At 35.7% G+C, this 22,878-nt stretch carries 19 protein-coding genes and 1 rRNA gene; 6 read left to right on the top strand and 14 right to left on the bottom strand.

From position 1 onward, the window contains the following. The first annotated feature begins 96 nt into the window (after nucleotides 1–96). Nucleotides 97–212 (top strand): 5S ribosomal RNA (rrf, locus tag G468_RS0106680). A gap of 119 nt (nucleotides 213–331) precedes the next feature. Here rrf and pssA read toward each other — a convergent pair. Then, the gene (gene pssA, locus G468_RS0106675; protein WP_026822468.1) at nucleotides 332–1,687 is read right to left on the bottom strand and encodes a CDP-diacylglycerol--serine O-phosphatidyltransferase; all 1,356 of its coding nucleotides are present in this window, start codon (nucleotides 1,685–1,687) and stop codon (nucleotides 332–334) included. A 189-nt stretch (nucleotides 1,688–1,876) separates the two neighbouring features. Continuing rightward, entirely contained in the window at nucleotides 1,877–4,510 is a 2,634-nt protein-coding gene (locus G468_RS0106670) for a bifunctional acetate--CoA ligase family protein/GNAT family N-acetyltransferase (RefSeq protein WP_026822467.1), read from the bottom strand. Between the two features lie 451 nt (nucleotides 4,511–4,961). On the opposite strand from G468_RS0106670, the gene G468_RS19970 reads away from it, so the two are divergent. Then, nucleotides 4,962–6,035: a pentapeptide repeat-containing protein gene (locus tag G468_RS19970; protein ID WP_051296981.1), complete on the top strand. Its 1,074-nt coding sequence runs from the start codon at nucleotides 4,962–4,964 to the stop codon at nucleotides 6,033–6,035. A gap of 34 nt (nucleotides 6,036–6,069) precedes the next feature. Next, entirely contained in the window at nucleotides 6,070–7,284 is a 1,215-nt protein-coding gene (locus G468_RS0106660; protein ID WP_162143414.1) for a hypothetical protein, read from the top strand. A gap of 295 nt (nucleotides 7,285–7,579) precedes the next feature. On the opposite strand, the gene G468_RS0106655 is transcribed toward G468_RS0106660, so the two are convergent. Both G468_RS0106655 and G468_RS0106650 read right to left on the bottom strand, forming a co-directional pair. Then, complete coding sequence (locus G468_RS0106655) at nucleotides 7,580–7,981, bottom strand: hypothetical protein (RefSeq protein WP_026822465.1); 402 nt, start codon at nucleotides 7,979–7,981, stop codon at nucleotides 7,580–7,582. A 146-nt stretch (nucleotides 7,982–8,127) separates the two neighbouring features. Continuing rightward, complete coding sequence (locus tag G468_RS0106650; RefSeq protein WP_026822464.1) at nucleotides 8,128–8,502, bottom strand: type III secretion system chaperone family protein; 375 nt, start codon at nucleotides 8,500–8,502, stop codon at nucleotides 8,128–8,130. Nucleotides 8,503–8,988: 486 nt separating this feature from the next. Here G468_RS0106650 and G468_RS0106645 point away from each other — a divergent pair, with 486 nt between their 5' ends. Then, a complete protein-coding gene (locus tag G468_RS0106645) occupies nucleotides 8,989–9,984 on the top strand; it encodes a tRNA/rRNA methyltransferase (protein ID WP_026822463.1) in 996 nt (331 codons plus the stop codon). Nucleotides 9,985–10,075: 91 nt separating this feature from the next. On the opposite strand, the gene emrB is transcribed toward G468_RS0106645, so the two are convergent. The 10 genes from emrB to G468_RS0106595 form a co-directional block, all read right to left on the bottom strand. Next, nucleotides 10,076–11,617 (bottom strand): multidrug efflux MFS transporter permease subunit EmrB, encoded by a 1,542-nt coding sequence (gene emrB, locus G468_RS0106640; protein ID WP_026822462.1) that lies wholly within the window; start codon nucleotides 11,615–11,617, stop codon nucleotides 10,076–10,078. 12 nt (nucleotides 11,618–11,629) lie between these two features. Continuing rightward, complete coding sequence (emrA, locus tag G468_RS0106635) at nucleotides 11,630–12,796, bottom strand: multidrug efflux MFS transporter periplasmic adaptor subunit EmrA (protein ID WP_026822461.1); 1,167 nt, start codon at nucleotides 12,794–12,796, stop codon at nucleotides 11,630–11,632. 149 nt (nucleotides 12,797–12,945) lie between these two features. Then, nucleotides 12,946–13,497, bottom strand: a complete 552-nt coding sequence (gene mprA, locus G468_RS0106630) for a transcriptional repressor MprA (protein WP_034249448.1) — start codon at nucleotides 13,495–13,497, stop codon at nucleotides 12,946–12,948. A 533-nt stretch (nucleotides 13,498–14,030) separates the two neighbouring features. Then, the gene (gene proX, locus G468_RS0106625) at nucleotides 14,031–15,017 is read right to left on the bottom strand and encodes a glycine betaine/L-proline ABC transporter substrate-binding protein ProX (RefSeq protein ID WP_026822459.1); all 987 of its coding nucleotides are present in this window, start codon (nucleotides 15,015–15,017) and stop codon (nucleotides 14,031–14,033) included. Nucleotides 15,018–15,091: 74 nt separating this feature from the next. Continuing rightward, nucleotides 15,092–16,141 carry a glycine betaine/L-proline ABC transporter permease ProW gene (gene proW, locus G468_RS0106620; RefSeq protein ID WP_026822458.1) on the bottom strand — a complete coding sequence of 350 codons (1,050 nt, stop codon included), beginning with the start codon at nucleotides 16,139–16,141 and terminating at the stop codon, nucleotides 15,092–15,094. Further along, a complete protein-coding gene (gene proV, locus G468_RS0106615; protein WP_026822457.1) occupies nucleotides 16,134–17,333 on the bottom strand; it encodes a glycine betaine/L-proline ABC transporter ATP-binding protein ProV in 1,200 nt (399 codons plus the stop codon). The genes proW and proV overlap by 8 nt, the downstream gene beginning before the upstream one ends. Nucleotides 17,334–17,868: 535 nt before the next feature. Beyond that, nucleotides 17,869–18,834, bottom strand: a complete 966-nt coding sequence (gene nrdF, locus G468_RS0106610) for a class 1b ribonucleoside-diphosphate reductase subunit beta (protein WP_026822456.1) — start codon at nucleotides 18,832–18,834, stop codon at nucleotides 17,869–17,871. Nucleotides 18,835–18,850: 16 nt separating this feature from the next. Next, the gene (gene nrdE, locus G468_RS0106605; RefSeq protein WP_026822455.1) at nucleotides 18,851–20,980 is read right to left on the bottom strand and encodes a class 1b ribonucleoside-diphosphate reductase subunit alpha; all 2,130 of its coding nucleotides are present in this window, start codon (nucleotides 20,978–20,980) and stop codon (nucleotides 18,851–18,853) included. Between the two features lie 20 nt (nucleotides 20,981–21,000). Then, nucleotides 21,001–21,417 (bottom strand): class Ib ribonucleoside-diphosphate reductase assembly flavoprotein NrdI, encoded by a 417-nt coding sequence (nrdI, locus tag G468_RS0106600; protein WP_210409097.1) that lies wholly within the window; start codon nucleotides 21,415–21,417, stop codon nucleotides 21,001–21,003. Between the two features lie 6 nt (nucleotides 21,418–21,423). Next, on the bottom strand, nucleotides 21,424–21,651 hold the full coding sequence (locus tag G468_RS0106595; protein WP_026822453.1) for a glutaredoxin family protein: 228 nt from the start codon (nucleotides 21,649–21,651) through the stop codon (nucleotides 21,424–21,426). 283 nt (nucleotides 21,652–21,934) lie between these two features. Here G468_RS0106595 and G468_RS0106590 point away from each other — a divergent pair, with 283 nt between their 5' ends. Continuing rightward, entirely contained in the window at nucleotides 21,935–22,417 is a 483-nt protein-coding gene (locus tag G468_RS0106590) for a methylated-DNA--[protein]-cysteine S-methyltransferase (RefSeq protein ID WP_026822452.1), read from the top strand. 194 nt (nucleotides 22,418–22,611) lie between these two features. Beyond that, nucleotides 22,612–22,821, top strand: coding sequence for a transcription antiterminator/RNA stability regulator CspE (gene cspE, locus G468_RS0106585; RefSeq protein WP_026822451.1), 210 nt, complete (start codon nucleotides 22,612–22,614; stop codon nucleotides 22,819–22,821). Nucleotides 22,822–22,878 lie beyond the last annotated feature (57 nt).

Here is a 22,878-nt window from a genome sequence, read left to right as displayed (position 1 = left end):
GCTGTTGATGGTGAGCACCTACTGAGGTAGGCGAGTGAGCCGAAAGGCTAGCCGAGATGGCAGCGTACTGAAACGGGATAGGTAAAAAAGAATTTGTCTGGCGGCAATAGCGCGGTGGTCCCACCTGACCCCATGCCGAACTCAGAAGTGAAATGCCGTAGCGCCGATGGTAGTGTGGGGTCTCCCCATGTGAGAGTAGGGAGCTGCCAGACTTTAATTATGTTAAGAAAGCCACCTAAGGGTGGCTTTTTGACGTTTTATCTACTGTTAAATTTTTGATTTTTTGAAACAAAAATCTAATTATTTAAAAAGAGAAAATTGAGCTAGCCTATTAGAGAATGCGACGTATTAACCTATCCACGCGGATTCTGCGTAAACGGCGAATAAGTTTTTTAATTTTTACTGGATAGCGTTGGATGTTTTCAAGCTCTTGATAATGCTTAACAATATGAGTATTTGTGGTTATACATTTTAATTCTTTGTTTTTTTGCTGTAGCAGAACTTTTTGGGGATCATGAATTAAAATTGCATTTTCCAAATCCAGCCCCCATGCACGAGGATTAAGATTATTGCCAGTAAGTAATTGCCAATTATTATCGATCCAAATTCCTTTTAAATGATAACTATTGTCACCGTCTTTCCATAATCTGATGGTTAATTGTTGACTATCGACAAAGTGTTGTAATCGACAGATAAATCGACGTAGGTTAATTTCATATAAATAAGGTAATGCACTGATAATTTTGAAAGGTTTTTCTGGCGGAATATAAAAGTCATTAGCGGTTTTATCGCCAATAATAATTTCAATGTGTTTGCCGTCACGCAATAATTTACTAATGATACGCGTTAAAATAGTGGGTAAATTAAAATAGGGAGTACAGATAATCATTTTCTTTTCTGTACTATTCATTAAATGAATAATAACTTTATTTAATTCATTTTTTTTGCCTAAACCGATTAATGGAGTTACTGCTAACTCTTCATTTGTAGCATTATTATGCAACTGGTAGTCACAACTTTTTAAGTTATGACGAAATTGTTTAATTAAACTTTTAATTTGAGTATTGCGGGGGCGATGGGCTTGATCTAAACGCTGAATGGCAGGTGAAGATAGCAAGCTTTGGTCGATAAAGCTTTTCATCGTCGCCGCTAATTGAGCATTATCTAATATATGATAACGATCGTAGCGATAGCGTTGGTGTTGTTGAAGATAAACATCATTAATACTGGCACCGCTATAAATAACGGTATCATCGAAGATGAAGCCTTTTAGATGTAAAACACCTAGTGCTTCACGTGTATTGACAGGGATACCAAAAATAGCAATATCCACTCCTGGATGAGCCATCGTCATTTGATAATACCAATCGGCATTAGTTGCATTGGCATCTGCACCAATGCGACCACGTTGGGCGCGATGCCAGTCAACCATTATTTTGATATCTAATTCTGGTCGTACCATTTTTGCTTGATAAAGCGCATTGAGTATGTTTCGTCCTGCATCATCATGTTCGAAATAAAGTGCAGTTATATAAATATACCGTTGAGCGCTGGCAATTTTGTCTAACAATGCTTTACGAAAACTTTCTGTTTGGTAAAGGGTAACAACGCCAGTTGCGGACTGAGGTAATTTTGCTAATTGCTCAAGATATTGCTGATGCTTTGCTTTTTTTAATTTGGACAACATCACAGTGTAAATTTTCTCTTTTTTATTAAGGGAGTAGATTATATACTCTGATTTAGGTTTATTGAAAATTAGTAATTCATAATACCATTAGTTTAATTTTTTGTATCTATTAATCCCAGCTATGTTGACCGGTTGTTCAGTCATTATTTATTACATTATTAGATCTATTTAGTTATAAGATTATTTCCCTCATAGTGCTAAATCTAGGTTGACAATGCTATCTTCAAATTGAAGATCGAGATTAAAACCTAATTTTTGTGCCAGTTGCAGCATTTTTTTATTTTCAGGCATGGTAATTGCGGTAAGTCGCTGAGTACCACGGCTACGGCTATATCTAATAATTTTATCCATTAACTGATATCCAAGTGTATTACCTTTCATATCCGAACGTACTAAAACGGCAAATTCTGCTTGCTGATTATCAGGATCCTCTACCACGCGAACTACCCCAATGATCTCGGAATTTTTTTTAATAGCAATAAAAGCCATTTCTCGGTCATAATCGATTTGTGTCATATTTGCTAAGTCATCATGGGTAAATTCGCTGATTTCACTAAAATAACGATAATAAAGATCTTCTTTTGTTACCTGAGTAATAAAATCTTTAAGTAAATGTTCGTCTTCGGGTAGGATAGGTCTAAGTAGACACTTTATACCATTTTTAAGAGAAATAATTTCTTCTAATTCATTAGGATAAGGCCTAATGGCTAATCTAGCTTTAGGATCACCAACAATAGGGCAGAGTTCCATTGCAACATCCAGTAAAGTGAATTCCTCCTCAAATGCTAAAAGTGGGTGAATATTTAGTCGTACAATTTGCGGACAATCGATTAGTAAATTTGAAACGCGAACCAGTAATTGGCAAAGACCATCAATATTTAGTTGATGGGATGAATTTGTTGATTTTATCTTTTGATTTTTGATTGCTTGAATAACTAAATATCTGGCTAATGTCATATTAAGAGGGGGTAGCGCTACCGCAGCATGGGTTTCTGGCTGCCATTCAATATCACCATCACCTAATAAGATCAGAGGACCAAAAATGGGATCTTGTTCAATTGCTATTTTTAACTCGAGAGCACCCGCTTTATTTGCCATACTTTGTACTAATAGGCCTTGAATTATGGCGTTAGGGAAGTGTTGAGCGGCACGATCAAAAATTCCTTGGCTAGCATCTGCCACTTCTTTGGCATTGCGTAAATAAAGCATTACACCTTGAATATCAGATTTGTGAGGAATATCTGCCGAGCGTAATTTTAAAGCAACCGGATAGCCAATTTTTTCAGCGATAGCGATTGCCTGGCCACTATTATGAGCTATCCATGTGGGTAATATTTTTAAGCCATAGGCGCGTAAAATAGGTTCCACCTCGTGAGTATCAAGCTGGGTTATCCCTTTTTTTAATGCTTTTTCAATTAATGCATGGGCTTTTGTTGTATTAGTGGTTAATCCAATAGGTAATGCCGGTGTTTCAGTCAATTGTTTTTGATTACGGCGATATTCTACCATATGCATATAGGCAGTAATGGCGCCTTCCGGTGTTCGATAAGTTGGAATACTCGTTTCACTAAAACGTTTACGGGCATCCTGGGATGAATATTCGCCACACCAGTTAGTTAATATAGTTAACCATTTACCCCGAGGATGTGATTGAATGGTTTGAGTGATCCTCTCAGCAGTAAATAAACTGGGGGCAATAGTACTAGGCGAATGAATAAGTAATATAGCATCATGATCCTGGCTATCTAACATAATATTAAGGATTTTGATGTAACATTCTATGGTTGCCTCATCACCGATATTGATTGGATTTTGCTTGGCGTGAAGATGGGGGAAAATGGCTTGAATTTTTTGTTGCGTATTAGTATTAAGTTTTGCCAGTTTTCCTTTGCGGCGAAAAAGCTCATCGAGGGCCATTGCGGCAGGCCCGTTGCCATTACTAATAATAGAGAGTCTGTCCCCTTTTATAGGGGACATGTGACTTAATGTTTCAACTGCGGAAAACATTTCATGGGTATCTTGCACTCGAAGTAATCCTGCTCGTTGGATAGCTGCGTCATAAGCAGCATCAAAGCTCTGTACTTCACCTAGTAGATATTGTGCTTGTTGAGTACGTCCGCTTTTAACAACTAGAATAGGTTTATTACGTGATGCACTGCGAGCAGCTGAAAGAAATCTGCGCGCCTGTTGAATATGTTCAATATAGAGTAATATGGCGCTGGTTTTATTATCTCTAGCCAGAAAATCAAGTAGATCATCGATGTCAATATCCAAACTATTTCCCAACGCAATAAAGTAAGAAAAGCCAATTTTACGCTGTTGTGCCCAGTCCAGAATAATATTAGAAACTGCAGCAGATTGAGAAATAAAAGCGAGCTTTCCTTTTAAGATTGGAATTGGTGAAAAGCTGGCATTTAGTTGTTGCCAGGGTGCTAGGATCCCCAAACTATTTGGCCCCAATAATCTTATATTGTATCGCTGTGTTAATGCTTTAAGTTTTACAAACTGAGAAGGAGGCGAAGAAAGGATAATGGCTGCTTTACAACCCATTTTTCCCAGTTGTTTTAGGCAAGTTAAATTTCTCTCTGAATTTGTGCAGATAACCGCTAAATCTGGTGAGAAAGGTAATTTATCAATTGTAGGATAGGAGAGTATCCCCATTACCGCATTTTTATTTGGTGTAACCGGCAGAATCGGCCCTGTAAAGCCACTAGAAAGTAGATTCTTTATAATCACGGATCCCGCTCGTTCTGGTTTTTCTGAGGCACCAATAACTGCAATGGATTTAGGTCGCAATAATGCGTCGAGTCCACGCTGGCTCATAGATATTTACCTTGTCATGGGTATTGTCTATCAATGTAGCTGATATTTTCGCATTTTTCTGTGATTTTTGCCGCCAGAGAACAAAGTTTGTTGGTTAGATACTATTTATAAAAAATAAATTATGAAGTGATAATTTTATAATTATTAGTTTTTTATGAATATTTTTTCATGCTTGAATGTTGTTATTTTAACATCACACATATTTACACGATAAAGATTAAGTGGTGTTAGAAAAATTAGTTTGCTATTGAGAGCGGAATTTAAAAGTAAAAAAAAGATAAAAGTTTACTATTTGAAATGATATAGAATATTATTTTGTTTTATATGAAATAAAAAATCATTTTAACATATTACTGGCGAGGATTATTATTCTGAACAGAAATTAATAAAAAAGTATTTTGAGCGATATGATATTGGCAATAATGGAGAATTCAACATCATAGAGGTTAATATGTTTAATATCTTTAAAAACGAAAATATTTTATTTTCACCCATAGAGCCCGACCCTATTAGCGAAGAACAGGCCAAAGTCAAAAAGGACATGGCAATTTTAACCGAAAAATTAACTTTAGATAGTGGTTTAGCTGATAGGCAAGATTTGCAAAATAAAAAACTAGCTATTTTAATGGAGAAATTACAAACAAGAGAAGCAGGTGATTGCGTTGAAATAAATGAAATTGACTTGACGGGCATGGAATTACCCGCAGCGATTGAACTTTGTAACGTTAATTTAATGCACAGTAAATTAGTGGCGGTTAAGATGATGAATGCTAATTTACAAGATAGTAATTTGTCTAGCGCGGATTTGAGCAAAATAGATTTAAGTGATGCCAAATTAAATAATGCCACTTTGATCCAGGCGGTTCTGACAGATGCGAATATCGCTAATGCAGATTTGCAAAACGCAAATTTCAGGAGCGCTAATTTAAAATATTGCAATTTGGCAATGGCTAATTTGAGCGGAGCTCATCTACAAGACGCTGATTTAATGAGAGCGAAGTTGATGGGAGCAAATCTATCGCAAGCAATTTTATTATGTAGTGTTATGCAGCGAGCTGATTTAACTGCAGCGAATATGTCAAATGCTGAAATGTACAATATTGATTTAACTGACGCTAACTTAGAACACGCTAGCGGTGAAAGTGCAATATTGACTAACGCGAAAATGATAGGTGTAAATTTAACGCGGGCTTATTTTCGTAACGCTAATATGCAAAATGTTGACCTTACTAATGCAATTTTACTTAATTCCCATTTGTTTGGTGCAGACTTGACTAATGCGAATCTCACGGATGCAAATTTAAAACATGCTAATCTAACCAATGTTAACCTTACTAACAGTGATTTAAGTGGTGCGACAATATCTTTGCAATCGGTTATTAACTTAGACCTCCAATCGATTATTTTGCATAAAGCAATTAATTTATCGATTGAGTTAAAGTGGGAACAAAATAGCCTTGATCTATATTTAAACCATATAAATAACCGAGAGACAAATAGTGTATTAACCCAGATAGCTAGCTAGCATTGATAAAATGTACGATGCGGCAAAAATAGATATGATAAAACAAATTATCGCATCATTAAGCAATCAGCGCGTTGACATTTCCTCTGTCTCAGCATCATTGATCGATATTTTAGCTGAACCACCCTATTATGCGGATGCTGAAATTTCAAATTGGCTAAAAGGTGTTTGTGCTAACTTTATTGAAAAATTTAATGATTGGCCGATGCCATTACAAAAAGAATCGGTTATTAATTTAATGATTGATACTTTTCAACTTTATCCTGATTTACTTTTTAGCTGTAATTCAGCCTTTATACAGACTATTTCCCAAGCTATATATGAAATTGATTCAGCGGAATTAAAACAAAAAGCAACCACTATTTATGATCATTACTTGAAAAGTAGCCAAATCCAACCTTATGTTCAGATGGATGATTTTGGCAGTTATAGTAATAATAAAGTCGATTGGTCAGACAAAAATGCGGCAAACTATATTCTATTTTCTTCTAACGAGCAGAGTTATGCCATGATGCTGTCGCAAAATGTTTTAGCCGGTATGCTGATGCCAAATTTGACAGGAAAGGATCAGGTATTAAACCAATTTTTTCTCTATCAGCAACAAAATAATTTAAATCAAACTGATTATCAATTAGAGGATATTTTTAAAAATAAATTTCCAATATTTTATAGCGGATATCAATCTCTGCTTAGAATAAATACTTTTAACCGTTTGCTTGATTTATTAGATTTAGATGAAAAGTTATATGACATATTGATTGCAGCAACAAAAAAATCTATTTCAACAGAAAAATTAGTTAATCCTGAAGAACAAATTCAACTAGAAAAGCTATTAACTAATAAAGCATATCAGTTTATCGCGCCAAATGATTATCAATTAACAGAAAAATTTTATCAGGATATTCTCAATATCTATAAATTGAAAGAGGTAACTGATAAGGAAAAAGCAGAAAAAATATTTAGCTTATCAGCGGTATTTGTCAAATATACTTCTAGTGCTATTTTGGGTACTGAGACTGAATCACCTAATGCTTTAAGATATTTTTCCTGTGCGATGTTAAATAAAGCCTATGAACTTTGTCCGACCATTTTTGATTCTGAACAACAAGTGACAGAGTGGAAAAATAGATTGCTTGGCTTAGGAAAAAGTTTTTCTTGTACTGCGGTATTGTCCAGTGCAATGATAGATCATGCAAGGAAACAATTTTCTAATGAATTAGCAACAGTATTGCCACCTGATTGGTATTAAATGTTAATCTAAAATTCTACCGAGATGATTTTTTAGCTTTACTGTTTAAATGGTTGTAAATTAATTAATTGTTTGCTGGTAAATAATAATAGCGAGTTCTCTGACGTAGGCTAACAGCGCTTTTTTATATTGCCATTTAGACATCAACATATGATTTGGATGGTTTACTATCAATGGTATATTGTAAAGCTAAACCTTAGCATGATATTAATAACATACATGCCAAACTGTTGCTAATCATTCCAATCAATACTCAGAGAACTCACTGTGACATATGAACATCACTTTATTTAACTTAAGCTAACTTTTCCATACGTAAAATATGTCCTGTACTGTAATTAGTGCCATCTATGGCTCCGGCTAACAGTGCACCGCCTAAATTCATTATTGTACCAACAGGATTACCAATTTTGGCCCAACCTACCGATGATCTGGCGAAGGCAGAGGTATTAGATCTAAAACCATTTTCAACATCAGTGCTATCCTGAGCATACTGTCTAGCCTTCCAGCTGGGTATATCTACCCCGTAAGTTCCCATACTACCGTTTATATTATATATTGCTTGACCAAATGGTTGATGGCAATTCTGAGTCTGCTCCGAAAGCAGCTGCCGAGTTTGGCTTAATTGCTCAGGAGCGACTTGGTTTGGAAATAGTGCTTGATTAACACCAACAACAAAATCATTAAACATCTTCATTTTTCCCCCTAGTTAAGTATTTAAACGTTGATCCTAAAATTAGTTATAAGTATTTAAATTTTTTGTTAAAAAATTATTCACCATGCTTAAACAATGGCAATAGCTTGCTATTGTTGGTAGCAAATAAGTTCGTTGTGGCAAATTTCTTATGCTATAATTTCTAGCATTAATTCCGAAAATTGAACAAACTCATCGAACCTGCCGATTAAATTTTTTTCAGAAAAAACCATATCAGTAAATCCTTGCCAAATAACTAGCTGTTTATCATCACTTATTGCTAATACTGGTTGATGCAGTTGATGATTTATTAAATTAAATTTCATTAACTCAAGAATTTTTTCTTGACTGATATTTTGTAATACGGTACACAAAACCAATCTACCCACTGGGTACTCAATTAATCTGACGGAAAATTTTCCATCTACTCTGATGGAAAAATCAATTTGATTGAAATTTATTGGCAATTGCAGTCCAATATTTTCATACAGTAACGTTAATTGAGCCGCAAATTCATCTCTCATATGTTTATTCCTTTCGAATAATACAAATTAGATGGTCTAATTATTAAATGAATAAAATTCAATCATGATCAGGTATAGACCTGAAATATTTTATATTTTGTTAAAATACCTATTGGTAGCTAAAAATAAGCTAAACCAAAAAGAGAGCAAATAATTAAATAAGCCTGATTTAAAAAAACAACACTATTATAAAAATAATATTATTGACTAAGGCCGACGTTTAATTAAAAACGCTTTGGTAAGAATAAAAGATACGGCATATACCAAGCTGCACAAAAGCTACTTATCAATAGGTACTACAACATTAGGTAAATGTTTTTTTATCCTTTAGTTGGCTGAAAATTTTTCTATAGCAGCAAAATTTAATCTTTCTCTACTAATGTGCCAGCTTTCTATGTGTAACGTTAATAATAAAGTATAAAAAGTCAGTAGCGTTAGATCCTAACATCATGTAATCTGCCTGGCATAACGTGGCTGGAGGCACTCATGAATGATTCATATAGCGGTAAAAACGGTAAAGTAAAAGTGATGTATGTTCGTAATAACGACAGCAACACCACCAATGATCGACGAAAGAATAAACATCTTTCCGCTAAAAATAAGAAATCGTCATCACGCCGTAGTGATCGTAATAATGAACGTTTAACGGATGATCCTTGGAAAGCGATTTCTCAACGGAGAGATCCTGTTAATAGCCATAGTGGTATTAGTGGTAAAAGTCTACTTGATCCAGAACAAATTCGTCGCCAGCGTTTAGAAGAGACACGTATCTATGGTGAGCATGCCTGTCAAGCGATGTTCAAACATCGTCCGGAGGCAATTGTTCGCGCCTGGTTTGTTCAGTCTATCACTCCCCATTTTCGCGATGCACTTAAGTGGATGGCAGCAAATCGCAAAGCCTATCATGTGGTTAACGAAGAAGAGCTGATAAAAGCTTCTGGTACAGAGCATCACGGTGGAGTTTGTTTTTTGATTAAAAAGCGAACTGGATTAGATGCTGAAGCGTATTTAGCCCAATCGAATAAAATTGATTGTGTATTAGCCGTTGAAGATATTGGTAATCCACATAATTTAGGGGCGATTATGCGTAGTTGCGCTCATTTTGGCGTACAAGGTATTATTCTGCATGATACTGCAGCAATGGAATCAGGCTCTGCAGTTAGAACAGCAGCCGGTGGCGCGGAGTATATTAAAGGCATTCAATCAGATAATTTTGCTACCACATTGAATAAATTCCGTCATGCAGGCTATATCATTGTTACCACGTCTAATCACAAAGATAATATTGATATTGCAAAAGCTGTTTTACCGGAAAAAATAGTACTGCTATTGGAACAGGAGAGTGATGGATTGACGGCAAGCCTTTGTCAGAAGGGCGATATGAGTTTGTCCATTGGAGGCACTGGTCAGGTTAAAAGTCTAAACGTTTCGGTCGCAGCCGGTATTATATTGGCTAAATGGTGGCAACAGAATAAAATTTAGTCATATTTTATTGAGATAGCGAATAAAACTAAACTATCTCAATAGCTATCATAATAATTATTGCTTCGCTTATTTTTTATCACACTTTCTATTAATGTGCGCCTCCGCTGTTTTGGCTATCGCCTGCAGTGAAAGGAGGTTTTGCCCACCAGAGTAAAACTAAAAGAGCAATAAAAACGCCTGCTGATAACCAAAAAATTTCATTAGCTGAGATAATTAATCCTTGATTAGTAATAATTTTGGCTAGATAAGCTGATGATTGTTGCTCATTTAATCCTAGTGCGGACAATTTTGCGTAGAATTGTTGCGATTCTGGATTATAGGGGGTAATCATTTCCGTAAAGTGGGCATGATGCATTGCTTCCCTTTGTGTCCATAAAGTGGTTGTTACAGACGTTCCTATCGCTCCGGCAAGTGTGCGGGCAAAATTGGATAAACTGGATGCTGAGGCAATCTTTTCAGCTGGCAAACCAGATAAAGTAATGGTAGTAAGTGGCATAAAAAAGCAAGCAATAGCTAATCCTTGTACGAATTGCGGCCAAGCTGCCGCGGCAAAATCCATCGCCGGCTCAAATGTCCATGCGCGCCAATAATAGCATACGGCATAGACAATAAAGCTGAAGGTAACGATAACACGCATATCAATTTTATGGCTATATCGCCCAATTAATGGTGTTATCAGTAGGGGTAAAATTCCGACCGGCGCTGAGGCTAAACCTGCCCAAGTTGCCGTATAACCAAACACTTCTTGTAATAACTGCGGTAGTAATACAATCGTACCAAAGTAGAGCATATAAGCCAGACTGAGCGATAAACAGCCAATACTAAAGTTACGCTCTTTAAACAGTGAAAGATCAATAACCGGATTATTATCTGTGAGTTCCCAAATAACGAGGAAGCTCAATGCAATTACTGCGGTTATTGCTAGCACAACAATTTCTGTTGAATTAAACCAATCTAGCTCTTTACCTCGATCAAGCATAATTTGTAATGCACCGATGCCAATGATCAATAGTGTTAATCCAATAGTATCAATCGGTTTTATCTCTGTTGTTGTTTCACGATCACGCAATATTTGCATAATAATGAAAATAATAGCGATACCAAAAGGGACATTAATAAAGAAAATCCAACCCCAGTGATAATTATCACTAATATACCCCCCCAAAATTGGACCACAAATCGGGGCAATGACGATGGTTATAGACCAAAGTGCAAGCGCCATATTACGTTTAAGCGGAGGATAGTTATTAAGTAGCAAGCTTTGTGACAAAGGAATAAGGGGGCCTGCCACCATCCCTTGTAAGATGCGAAAGATGATTAATGTTTCCAAACTGCCAGCAACACCACATAACCATGATGTTAAGGTGAATAGCCCGGTTGACCAAAGAAAAAGTTTAACTTCTCCAACGCGTTTAGCCAACCAACCTGTGATGGGGATTGAAATGGCATTAGCTACCCCAAAGGAGGTGATTACCCAGGTACCTTGTGAATTAGAAGCACCTAAATTACCAGCGATTGTCGGGATAGCTACATTAGCGATGGTAGAATCCAAAACCTGCATAAAGGTCGCTAATGATAGTGCAAATGTCATCCATGCCAGTTTTGCGCCTTGTAATGGCTCTTTAGCCACGATTAGCTCCTTTTATTTGGTTCCTGAATTGTTATTAATAATATCGGTAACGAGTTGATCGACGGGAACCATATCAATTTTAAACACATTAGTATGGTAAGCGGGATTAGCGCGGATTTTTTGTGAAAGTGTTGGGCCATTTTTGTTACTGGTATCGACGGTAACTTCACTTGAAAGTCCAATCCTTAACGGGTATTTTTTTAACTGTTCTGCATCAATGGTTATACGAACGGGTAAGCGTTGAACAATTTTGATCCAGTTACCACTTGCGTTTTGGGCAGGTAATAATGAAAAAGCGCTACCCGTTCCCATATCTAAGCCTTCAACGCGTCCTTGGTAAACAATATTTTTACCATAAAAATCGGTAGTGATTTTTGCTGGTTGACCGATACGAATATCGGCAAGTTGGGTTTCTTTAAAATTTGCGTCAATCCACATATTGTCAGTGGGCACTACCGCCATAAGCGGTGTTGCTGGGGTAATACGAGCACCGACTTGAACACTTCGACGTGAAACATAGCCATCCACTGGAGTAACAATTTGAGTTCGTTCGAAAGTTAACCAAGCGTTGCGAAGCTCAATGGCCGCTTGTAAAACCGCAGGTTGTTTATCTAGCGGAGTATCTAACACGATAGCTTGGTTAGCATTAAATTGCTCAACAGCAATATCGAGCGCGGCTTTAGCGCTGGTCACTGCTTCACGAGCGTGTTGTAATTCTTCTTTACCAATAACTTTTGATTGGCCAAGTATTTCACGACGTTGAAGATCTTGCTGTAATTTATTTAGTTCAGAGCGACGAAGAGAGATATTAGCTTGATATTGTCGACTATTAATCATATGTTGATGAGTTTGCCGGACGCTGTTAGCTAAGTTGGTTTTTGCTTTTTCCAATGCCAAAATGGCATCTTTGGCATCAAGCTTAACCAGTACTGTGCCACTTTTTACAAAATCAGTATTTTCAACGTTAACGGTAATAACGCTGCCAGGCACTTGAGACATTATCTGGATTTGATTGCCTGAAATGTAGGCATTATCGGTACTTTGATGGTGTCGAAGCACTAAAAACCAATAAATCCCATATATTAATGCAGTAATAATAAAAAAAATGCTGACTAGTACAATTATAGTTCGGCGTTTTTGTGTTTTAGTAGCTGTTATTTGTGGTTCATTAACGCCCATGTTGCATCAAACTCCATATTATTATTCATTTTACTAATGTTTAATCTACGCTTAATAAGCAAAAGTTTCCAGTAGCTTATTATTATACCACTGGAAACGGGATGGTTATTGTTAATAATTTTTTATGATTGAGGATGGTTTTGTAGTAATCATCTACATACTGTTTGATTGTCAAGATCATCAAGTTTAATTAATAACTTTCTCATCAATTTTTCGATGGTATTTTTTTCTTCAGCGCTAAAAACAGACCAAATTTTTTCTAGATTTTCGTTTTGACGAGGAAGTATTTTTTTTAAAAAGTTTGATCCCTCTTCGGTTAAATGCAGATGTAAGCATCGACGATCATTGTGACTTTCCTTACGTTCAATCCATTTACGATTTTCTAGTTCATCGGCAATGCGCGTTGCATTTGTTCGCGAAGAACCTAAAGCATCGCTAAGTTCAGATGGTTGTATGCTATGGGTTTTTTGGGTGTCGAGAATTATTAATGCCATAAATAATGTTTCATTAATTCCTTGTTTTTTAAGCATATTATTTCTATTTTCTAACAATTTCCCTTGAACATGCATACATAAGCGCGTTAGCAAAATTTGCTGATAGGGTAACGGAATAGTTGTTTTTTGTTGTTGCTGTTTGCGTTCATTAAGTAATTGCTCTATGGGCGAAAATGAAGTTTCTTTTTGTGTTTGTGTGCTTTCCATTATTTATATACCTTATTAGTTTCAGTTGGTAAGATAGCAACTGTCATAATCAATCTAAATGGTATATCAAAAGCTAAAATTATCAATTATAGTTATTTATTATCGCGAAATTTATTTTGTTATTGGTATTTAATTCATAAATATTTTGAATGTTAATATAAGAAAAATGAATTTTAAAATAGATTTAAATAGTTCATAACCTCTTATTTGCAAAATAATTTCATTATCTAATTAATAAAAAATAAACATCATTTGTAATAAATTATATGCATTTAATATTAATTTATTGTTTTGTTATAACAATAATATTAAATTAAATATATATAAATTAAAATAAACAATGGTTAATCTAAATTAGCTATCTATTTGATTGTAAGATGATAAGTAAAAATTAATTTTCTTATTCATCTAAATATAGCGCATGTCTTTATTGCCATTAAGCTGCAATGCAATATAAAAATAGGTTAAAAAGAGAGCATTCAACCTATTTATATTAAATCACATAAAATGTGTAACGATAAAATTTTTACAAGCTAGCTTTCTAATGCCATCTTTATCCAGGTATTAAAAAGTTGTTGATGAGCTTTTATCCAGCCACGCGCATGACGTTCAATGTCAGCTTGTGAAGCTTCACCATTATGCATACGAAAATTCTGGGCATTGATATCAGTAATTGGAATTTTCATAATGGCAAATAGTTTTGCCGCCGCAGGATTCTTTTCCGCCCAAATTTTATTGGCGACGATATGCATCGAACTAGGTGGAAAACCATAATTTTTTCCATTTGCTAAAGTGGTATCACTTTTATCATTATTTGGTAGCGAAGAAAAAGGAACTTGCAACCAAATAACGTCTTTACCTGGTTTAAGCACGGCATTAACCCAATAAGGTGCCCAGGTATAGTAGAAGATCGGTTTACCTTCTTTATAACGAGTGATGATATCCGCTATCATCGCAGCATAATTACCCTGATTATGCTCAACGGTGGTATTTAAGTGATAAGCATTTAAATGATTATTTATTGCGGCTTCACAACCCCAACCTGGATTACAGCCAGTGAGGTCAGCTTTACCGTTACCATTAGTATCAAATAATTTAGCAATATTTGCCTCTTTAAATTGTGCTAAGTTGGTGATGTGGTATTTATCAGCCGTCTTTTTATCTATCAGGTAACCTTGAACTGCATTACTGATATAAATGCCTTTGCGGTATAGGCGATTATCGCCACCAACTGCTTCATATTGAGCATTGTGTAATGGTTGCCAATTGACTGCCATAAAAGTTGCATCACCAGCAGCAATTGATGCGTAAGCAACGGTATAATCGACCTCTTGTGTCGGTAATATTTGGTAACCTAATTTTTCCAATGCTTTATTCACGATCAAAGTTTGGAAAGTCTCTTCCGCTATGGTGCTTTGAATAGGTTGTATTTTTATACCTTTGCCAGGTAGTTCCGTGGCAGAAAGCTTAATGCTAATTAATATTGTTAAAGCGGCAGCCAGGAAAACAATTTTGCGCATTGTTATTTCCTCTTTAAAGATTATAGACAGATGAGCGAGCTAAAGTGTTTTATATGATGAAAATAATGTCATGTTTATTGCCCGAAGCGACTTTTAGCTTTTTGCAATAAACAGATAATCAAGCCGATAGGTCCCGTGTGATACCAAGCAATATTTTTTTTAATACTGGCTTTTTCACCTAATGATTGTGTTAGTCGATCCAGAATAATCGCTAATATAACAATACCAGTACCGCCTACGGCCGCTAATCCCATATCTAATCGGCCAATTCCCCTTAGTACCATTTGTCCTAAACCGCCAACAGCAATCATAGAAGCAATAACAACCATTGAAAGTGATAACATCAATGTCTGATTAACTCCCGCCATAATAGTTGGTGCCGCAAGAGGTAACTGAACTTTAAATAAAAGTTGATTTCGACTGGCACCAAACGATTCTGCTGCTTCAATAAGATCATCGGGGACTTGCCTTATTCCTAAAATAGTTAATCGAATGATTGGTGGTAGAGCAAAAATAATTGTGACGACAATACCAGGGACGTTGCCAATACCAAATAACATGACAATTGGGACTAAATAAACAAATGCGGGTGTAGTTTGCATTGCATCTAATAGCGGCCGAATTATTTGGCTTGCTGGTTTGCTATTTGCTAACCATATTCCCAAAGGTAAGCCAATTAACAGACAGAAAAATAAAGAAGTTAATACCAGAGATAAAGTGATCATTGCTTCTGACCAAGCGCCAATAGCTCCAATGAAAACCAATGAGATGAAAGTAGCGACGGCCACTTTTTTATTGGCTAACTGCCAGGCTAACAGTGCGAAAGAAATAATGATTAAAGTAGCAGGTAATGTGGTTAGGATTTGTTCAAAACGACTTAACATAAAATCAATCGGCAGACGGATCCCTTGAAATAACGGGTGGAAGTGTAAAACTATCCAATCGATAGCGTGTGAAACCCATGAGTCCAGCGGTATAAGTGGCTGCTGGAAGGGATGCATGATATCAAAATGTTGCGCTGCAACATCTGCGGGGGTATCTAACCAATCTGTAGCGCTTTCTGTCGTTACTGTGTTCCAAGGGTCATCAATTATTTCTTGATTTATGTGAGCTTGATTAGCCATTTATTGTCTCCTTATCTAATGCTTGCAGTAAAATTCCTTTGGAAATAACACCAATATAACGTTGATTATCACCAATGACAGGAACTGCACAGGGAGATTGAGCAATGGTTGAAATAAGTTCATTCAGTGGCGTGTTGGCATCAATAGCACCAGGTGAGGTTAGAATTGCCTGCTCAATATTTTTTTTATCGTGTAATGCTTGCTCCAATGAGCTAATTGAAACGATACCGACAAATTTCTGTCCTCTTTCAATTAGATAGCCATAATCACGATCTTCATCATTTAGTATTTTTAGTGCTGAACGTGGACCAAAACCAGGCGCAACATGTAACAGGGCGTCAGGTCGACGGCGGGCAATATCCTTGGCAGAGAAGACTTGGCTAATATCGACGCCACGAAAAAAAGTTTTAACATAATTGTTAACGGGATTATTTAAGATCTCATCAGGAGTACCGACTTGGATAATAATGCCATCTTGCATAATAGCGATTCGATCACCGATCCGCATCGCTTCATCCAAATCATGAGAGATAAAGATAATTGTGTGTTGTTTATCACCTTGCAATGACAGTAATTCATCTTGCATTTCTGTTCTAATTAACGGATCTAGTGCAGAGAAAGCCTCATCCATCAGTAGAATGTCAGGATCATTAGCCAATGCCCGCGCAAGACCGATACGTTGACGCATCCCACCTGATAATTCGTTTGGAAAAGATTGAGCCCATTGTTCAAGATTAACTTGTCGTAAAGCGGCTAATGCTTTTTCTATTCGTTCTGGTTTGGCAACCCCGGCTAATTCCATACCAAATGCGACATTATCTAATACATTGAGATGGGGCATTAACGCAAATGATTGAAATACCATACTAATTTTTTTACGGCGTACTTTTCGTAATTTTTCCTGTGAAATGCTAGCAATATCTTCGCCGTCAATTAAGACTTGTCCTTTGGTCGGTTCGATTAGGCGATTGAGGAGGCGCACTAGGGTAGATTTTCCTGATCCCGATAGACCCATAATGACAAAGATTTCGCCTTCTTCAATGGCCAGATTGGCATTTTTAACACCAACCGTTAAACCGGTTTTATTAAAGATTTGTTCTTTACTTAAGCCTTTATCGATAAGTTTAAAAGCCTGCTTAGGATGATCTCCGAATATTTTGTATAAATTTTTCACTTCAATTTTGAATGACATGCAATAATAATATCCTTTGACTAGTTAATTAATGGTGTATTAATTCTTCGTATCCTTATTTAAATTTATGCTTTATATAACCTAACATAATGAAATATGCTGACAACCCTATATTTAATAAAATTAATCAAAAAGGAGGATGTTGTTTTTTTGAAAATGTGGATTGATCCTTTATTTTGTCGCAAATTATTTTTGAAATTATAAGTATTTTCTTTATAAGTTACTGATATTGTTGTATATATACTCATTTTTCCTTGAGGGTGTTATTTTTAATATTATTTCGTGATCTTTAGTCCAAATTTTTATTTACCAATTAAATTAATTTATAAATTTAATTAATTTTATTTTTTATAGTCAAATTATATGTGTCATTATTGCGAAAATAGGCTTATTTTCTTGTTATCAAGATAAGAGAGAAATTGATTTGACAGCGGTTATTGATAATAAAAAAGCAGCTAAATAAAGTATGCATATTTAATATACTAAACTGCATTTATTTAGCTGCTATATTATTATTTAGTAAAATATTAATAAATTAGAAATTCCAGTCCTCATCTTCGGTCGTAATGGTTTTGCCAATAATGTAAGAAGAACCTGAACCGGAAAAGAAATCATGATTTTCATTGGCATTGGGTGATAGTGCCGACAAAATTGCCGGACTCACATCAGTCATCGTTTCAGGGAAAAGCGACTCATAACCCAAATTCATTAATGCTTTATTGGCATTATAGTGAAGAAATTTTTTTACATCTTCTGTCCAACCAACTTCATCATATAAAGATTCACTATATTTAATTTCATTCTCGTATAAGTTTAATAATAATAAGTAAGCAAAATCTTTTATTTCGTCTTTTTCTTTATCACTATATTTGATTAAAGATTTTTGAAATTTATAGCCGATATAGTAGCCATGGATCGCTTCGTCGCGGATTATTAACCGAATAAGATCGGCAGTATTGGTTAATTTGCCTCGGCTTGACCAGTACATTGGCAGGTAAAATCCGGAATAGAAGAGAAAGGATTCGAGAAAAACACTGGCAATTTTTTTCTTAAGTGGGTGAGTATTACAATAGTGCTCCAATATTAAATGGGCTTTTTTTTGTAAAGCGCTATTTTCTTCACTCCATTGATAAGCATCATCAACATCGGTAGTTAAACAGAGGGTTGAAAAGATAGAGCTATATGAACGAGCATGGACTGCTTCCATAAAGCTGATATTTGACATGACGGCTTCTTCATGAGGTGTTAAGGCATCTGTCATTAATGCAGGCGCGCCTACATTGTTTTGTATAGTATCCAGGAGGGTTAAGCCAGTAAAAACACGTATTGTTAATTTTTTTTCCTCTTTTGTTAATGTATTCCAAGTTGGAATATCATTTGAAAGCGGAATTTTTTCTGGTAACCAAAAATTGGTGGTTAATTTATTCCATACTTCTAGATCCTTATCATCCTCAATACGGTTCCAGTTGATTGCTCGTACTATCGAATTTGTTATCGCCATTTGTTAAACCTATAAATTATAGTGCACATGAAACGCAGCCTTTGACTTCTGTTCCTTCTAAAGTTGATTGGCGGATACGAATGTAATAAAGGGTTTTTATACCTTTTTTCCAGGCATAAATCTGAGCACGATTAATATCTCGAGTGGTTGCGTCATCAGTAAAGAAAAGGGTTAATGATAGTCCCTGATCGACATGTTGAGTAGCCGCCGCATAAGTATCAATGATTTTTTCAGCGCCTATTTGATAAGCATCTTGATAATATTCTAAATTTTCGTTCGTCAGGTAGGGCGCAGGATAATAGACGCGGCCAATTTTACCTTCTTTACGAATTTCAATACGTGCAACAATAGGATGAATACTTGAAGTTGAATGATTAATATAAGAAATAGAGCCAGTTGGCGGAATGGCTTGTAAATTCTGATTGTAGATCCCATGCTCCATAATAGATTGCTTGAGTTGTTGCCAATCCTCACAAGTGGGAATATGAATGGCTGAGCGTTGAAATAACTGTTTTATTTTTTCAGTTTTAGGTTGCCACTGCTGATTGATATATTTTTCAAAATATTCGCCAGAGGCGTATTTAGAGTGTGCAAAACCGCTAAAAGCGTGTTGACGCTCAATAGCTAGCTTATTCGACGCCTGTAATGCGTAGTAAGTTACGGTATAAAAATAGATATTGGTGAAATCAATCCCTTCTTCTGAACCATAATAAATATGTTCACGTGCTAAGTAGCCATGTAAATTCATTTGGCCTAAACCAATAGCATGTGATTTTTTATTACCTTCTTGAATCGAGGGCACTGATTGGATCTGGCTCATATCGGAAACAGCCGTTAATGCTCGAATGGCAATTTCAATTGAATGTGCAAAGTTAGGGGAATCCATCGTTTTAGCGATATTCATTGAGCCTAAATTACAGCTAATATCTTTACCGACATGACGATAATCTAAATTTTCGTCGTAAATACTGGCATCATTAACTTGTAAGATTTCTGAGCACAGATTGCTCATATTAATTCGGCCATAAATAGGATTTAGACGATTGGCATTATCTTCAAATAAAATATAGGGATAACCTGATTCAAATTGAATTTCTGCTAAAGTGAGAAAAAACTCACGGGCGTTGATCTTCTGTTTGCGAATGTTTTTATTATTTACCATCTCTGAATATTTTTCAGTGATGGCAATTTCAGACATAGGGACACCATAACAGCGCTCAATATCGTAAGGTGAGAAAAGATACATATCTTGATTATTTTTAGCCAGATGAAAGGTAATATCAGGGATCACCACTCCCAGTGACAAGGTTTTAATGCGGATTTTTTCATCAGCGTTTTCACGTTTAGTATCTAAAAAGCTTAAAATATCAGGGTGATGGGCGTGGAGATAAACGGCTCCAGCGCCTTGTCTTGCACCAAGTTGATTGGCATAAGAAAATGCATCTTCTAGCATTTTCATTACAGGTATGACACCAGAAGATTGATTCTCAATTAGCTTTATCGGTGCGCCAGCCTCACGTAAATTGGTCAGTAAAAAAGCCACGCCGCCGCCACGTTTTGACAATTGTAAGGCCGAATTAACCGAACGGCCTATCGATTCCATGTTATCTTCAATTCGTAGTAAGAAACAAGATACCAGTTCACCGCGCTGTTTTTTACCGCAATTTAAAAAAGTGGGCGTTGCTGGTTGGAAGCGGCCACTAATGATTTCATTTACCAGTTGGCTAGCTAACTCTTGATTTCCTTGTGCAAGTGTCAGAGCAACCATGCATACTCTATCTTCATAACGTTCTAAGTAACGTCTACCATCAAAAGTTTTTAAGGTATAGCTAGTATAATATTTAAAAGCGCCAAGAAATGTTTGAAAGCGAAACTTGTGGTTATAGGCTTGCTGGAAAAGTTTTTTTATAAAAGTAAATTCATATTGTGCCAGTATTGCTGATTCGTAATAATTTTCTGCTACTAAAAAATCCAGTTTCTCTTGTAAATTATGAAAAAAAACTGTGTTTTGATTGACATGGTGGCGGAAGTAATGATAAGCCGCTTGCTTATCTTTATCGAGTTGAATTTTATTATCGTTATCATATAGATTTAGCATGGCATTAAGCGCATGATAATCGAGTTGTTCTTGAGGCTGTACTGTCATAGAGGAAGCTCCGTATTACTTTACTGCATTTGTTGTTGCCAAAATTGTTGTAATCCTTGGCGTACTTGTTGAAGATCCCGTTCAGTACCGAGTAATTCAAAACGATAGAGCAATGGTACTTGGCATTTAGCGGAAATAATATTGCCTGCTATAGCATAAGTTTCACCAAAATTACTATTTCCTGAGGCAATGACGCCCCGTAAAAATTTTCGATTTTGTCGTTGATTTAAAAAGTAAATAACAGGTTTAGGTACAGCTCCTGTTGTGCCACCTCCACCATAGGTAGGTAGCAGTAACACATAAGGTTGCGTCGCATTTGTTAGCATTTCTTTCGCATCAATGGGAATGCGTGTAGCCGGGATGCCCAACCTTTGCACAAAACGATGACAATTTTCCGATTTACTGGAATAGTAAATAAGTGAGTGTGTTTTGATCATAATATTTTAGTTACTGGCTAATTGACTAATCATATCTGGACGAAAGCCTGACCAATGTTGCTTACCTGCAATAACAACGGGTACTTGCTGATAGCCCAATTTGGTAATAAAACGTAGTGCTTCATGATCCTGGGTTAAATCCACGACATCATAAGGTATGTTTTTACGTTTTAGTGCTAGACAAGTTGCATTGCACTGTACACAATCGGGTTTACTGTAGACGGTAATAATCATTGTTAGCTCCTTAATTCGTAATGACTAAGTTTACAATCGATCAATTATTATAAATACTATATCTTGATTTATTTTTATTCAACCATACTATATATAGTGTTATCTGATTTGTGGCAGGAATTTTATATAACTTATTATTTCAACAAGAAATAAAATATTTGTATTTTTATTATATTTTTTTAACAATATTCCAAATAGGCAGAAATATTTTTGCAAACAGAGGTAATTTTGCTTGGGGGATAAATGAATTGTTAAAATAGTTCTCTATTTTAAGGAAGTTGTTATGTACCACCATTATTTTTCTACTCCCAAAGGTTTTCCAAGACCTTTCATTCACGTTGCCGCTGATAATCATGGGATAATTGGTGTTAATTTTGTTAAACAAGTGATTGAAAGAGAAAGTAAAAATGCTCATATCGAACAATTTATAAAAGAATTACACGAGTATTTTAATGGGGAAAGAAACGATTTTTCTGTCATATTGAATCCTAGCGGTAGCCATTTTCAAAAAAGAGTTTGGCAGCAACTTAGTGAAATTCCATATGGCGAATGTTGGAGTTATAAAAAACTGGCAATTGCGCTAGGTTCTGCTAGTTTTTGTAGGGCAGTTGGTATGGCGAATGCGCGTAATCCTATTGCGCTGATTATACCTTGCCATCGTGTTATTGGCCATGATGGTAAATTGGTAGGTTACAGCGGCGGGTTAGATATAAAAAGCTGGTTGTTAGATTATGAAAAGAATGTAAATAATCGAAAAATTGGCTAAAAATGTTATAATAAATATTTATAAACACGATTATTAGTTTTTTTTATTGTTTTTTTAGGTTGATATCCTATATTACAATGATAATTTAGGTTTTTGATTAATTTCGTGATCTTGGTAGTAGACAATCAAGCATAATTTTTGCTGTACTATATACGGCACAAACTGTGTGTTTTTATTAAGTAAAGGTAATTTTGATGTCAAAAGTTAAAGGTAATGTTAAGTGGTTCAACGAAGCAAAAGGTTTTGGTTTTATCACTCCAGAAGATGGCAGTAAAGATGTATTTGTTCACTTCACCGCTATTAAATCCGAAGGTTTTAAGACTTTAGCCGAAGGTCAGAAAGTTGAGTTTGATATAACTGAGGGGGAGAAAGGGCCATCTGCTATCAACGTTGTTGCCATTTGATTTACTATAAGAATTTATAATAATCCGTCTCAATTAATGAGACGGGTTCTTATGTGG

Source organism: Arsenophonus nasoniae DSM 15247, assembly GCF_000429565.1.
Lineage (GTDB): Bacteria > Pseudomonadota > Gammaproteobacteria > Enterobacterales > Enterobacteriaceae > Arsenophonus > Arsenophonus nasoniae.
The sequence above is the reverse complement of the archived record's forward strand: the minus strand, read 5'-3'. Positions and strand labels throughout refer to the sequence as shown.

Excerpts from the sequence above, each read along its gene's own strand:
- pssA (WP_026822468.1), bottom strand. The coding sequence starts at position 1,687 with ATGTTGTCCAAATTAAAAAAAGCAAAGCATCAGCAATATCTTGAGCAA.
- G468_RS0106670 (WP_026822467.1), bottom strand. The coding sequence starts at position 4,510 with ATGAGCCAGCGTGGACTCGACGCATTATTGCGACCTAAATCCATTGCA.
- G468_RS19970 (WP_051296981.1), top strand. The coding sequence starts at position 4,962 with ATGTTTAATATCTTTAAAAACGAAAATATTTTATTTTCACCCATAGAG.
- G468_RS0106660 (WP_162143414.1), top strand. The coding sequence starts at position 6,070 with ATGATAAAACAAATTATCGCATCATTAAGCAATCAGCGCGTTGACATT.
- G468_RS0106655 (WP_026822465.1), bottom strand. The coding sequence starts at position 7,981 with ATGAAGATGTTTAATGATTTTGTTGTTGGTGTTAATCAAGCACTATTT.
- G468_RS0106650 (WP_026822464.1), bottom strand. The coding sequence starts at position 8,502 with ATGAGAGATGAATTTGCGGCTCAATTAACGTTACTGTATGAAAATATT.
- G468_RS0106645 (WP_026822463.1), top strand. The coding sequence starts at position 8,989 with ATGAATGATTCATATAGCGGTAAAAACGGTAAAGTAAAAGTGATGTAT.
- emrA (WP_026822461.1), bottom strand. The coding sequence starts at position 12,796 with ATGGGCGTTAATGAACCACAAATAACAGCTACTAAAACACAAAAACGC.
- mprA (WP_034249448.1), bottom strand. The coding sequence starts at position 13,497 with ATGGAAAGCACACAAACACAAAAAGAAACTTCATTTTCGCCCATAGAG.
- proX (WP_026822459.1), bottom strand. The coding sequence starts at position 15,017 with ATGCGCAAAATTGTTTTCCTGGCTGCCGCTTTAACAATATTAATTAGC.
- proW (WP_026822458.1), bottom strand. The coding sequence starts at position 16,141 with ATGGCTAATCAAGCTCACATAAATCAAGAAATAATTGATGACCCTTGG.
- proV (WP_026822457.1), bottom strand. The coding sequence starts at position 17,333 with ATGTCATTCAAAATTGAAGTGAAAAATTTATACAAAATATTCGGAGAT.
- nrdF (WP_026822456.1), bottom strand. The coding sequence starts at position 18,834 with ATGGCGATAACAAATTCGATAGTACGAGCAATCAACTGGAACCGTATT.
- nrdE (WP_026822455.1), bottom strand. The coding sequence starts at position 20,980 with ATGACAGTACAGCCTCAAGAACAACTCGATTATCATGCGCTTAATGCC.
- nrdI (WP_210409097.1), bottom strand. The coding sequence starts at position 21,417 with ATGATCAAAACACACTCACTTATTTACTATTCCAGTAAATCGGAAAAT.
- G468_RS0106595 (WP_026822453.1), bottom strand. The coding sequence starts at position 21,651 with ATGATTATTACCGTCTACAGTAAACCCGATTGTGTACAGTGCAATGCA.
- G468_RS0106590 (WP_026822452.1), top strand. The coding sequence starts at position 21,935 with ATGTACCACCATTATTTTTCTACTCCCAAAGGTTTTCCAAGACCTTTC.
- cspE (WP_026822451.1), top strand. The coding sequence starts at position 22,612 with ATGTCAAAAGTTAAAGGTAATGTTAAGTGGTTCAACGAAGCAAAAGGT.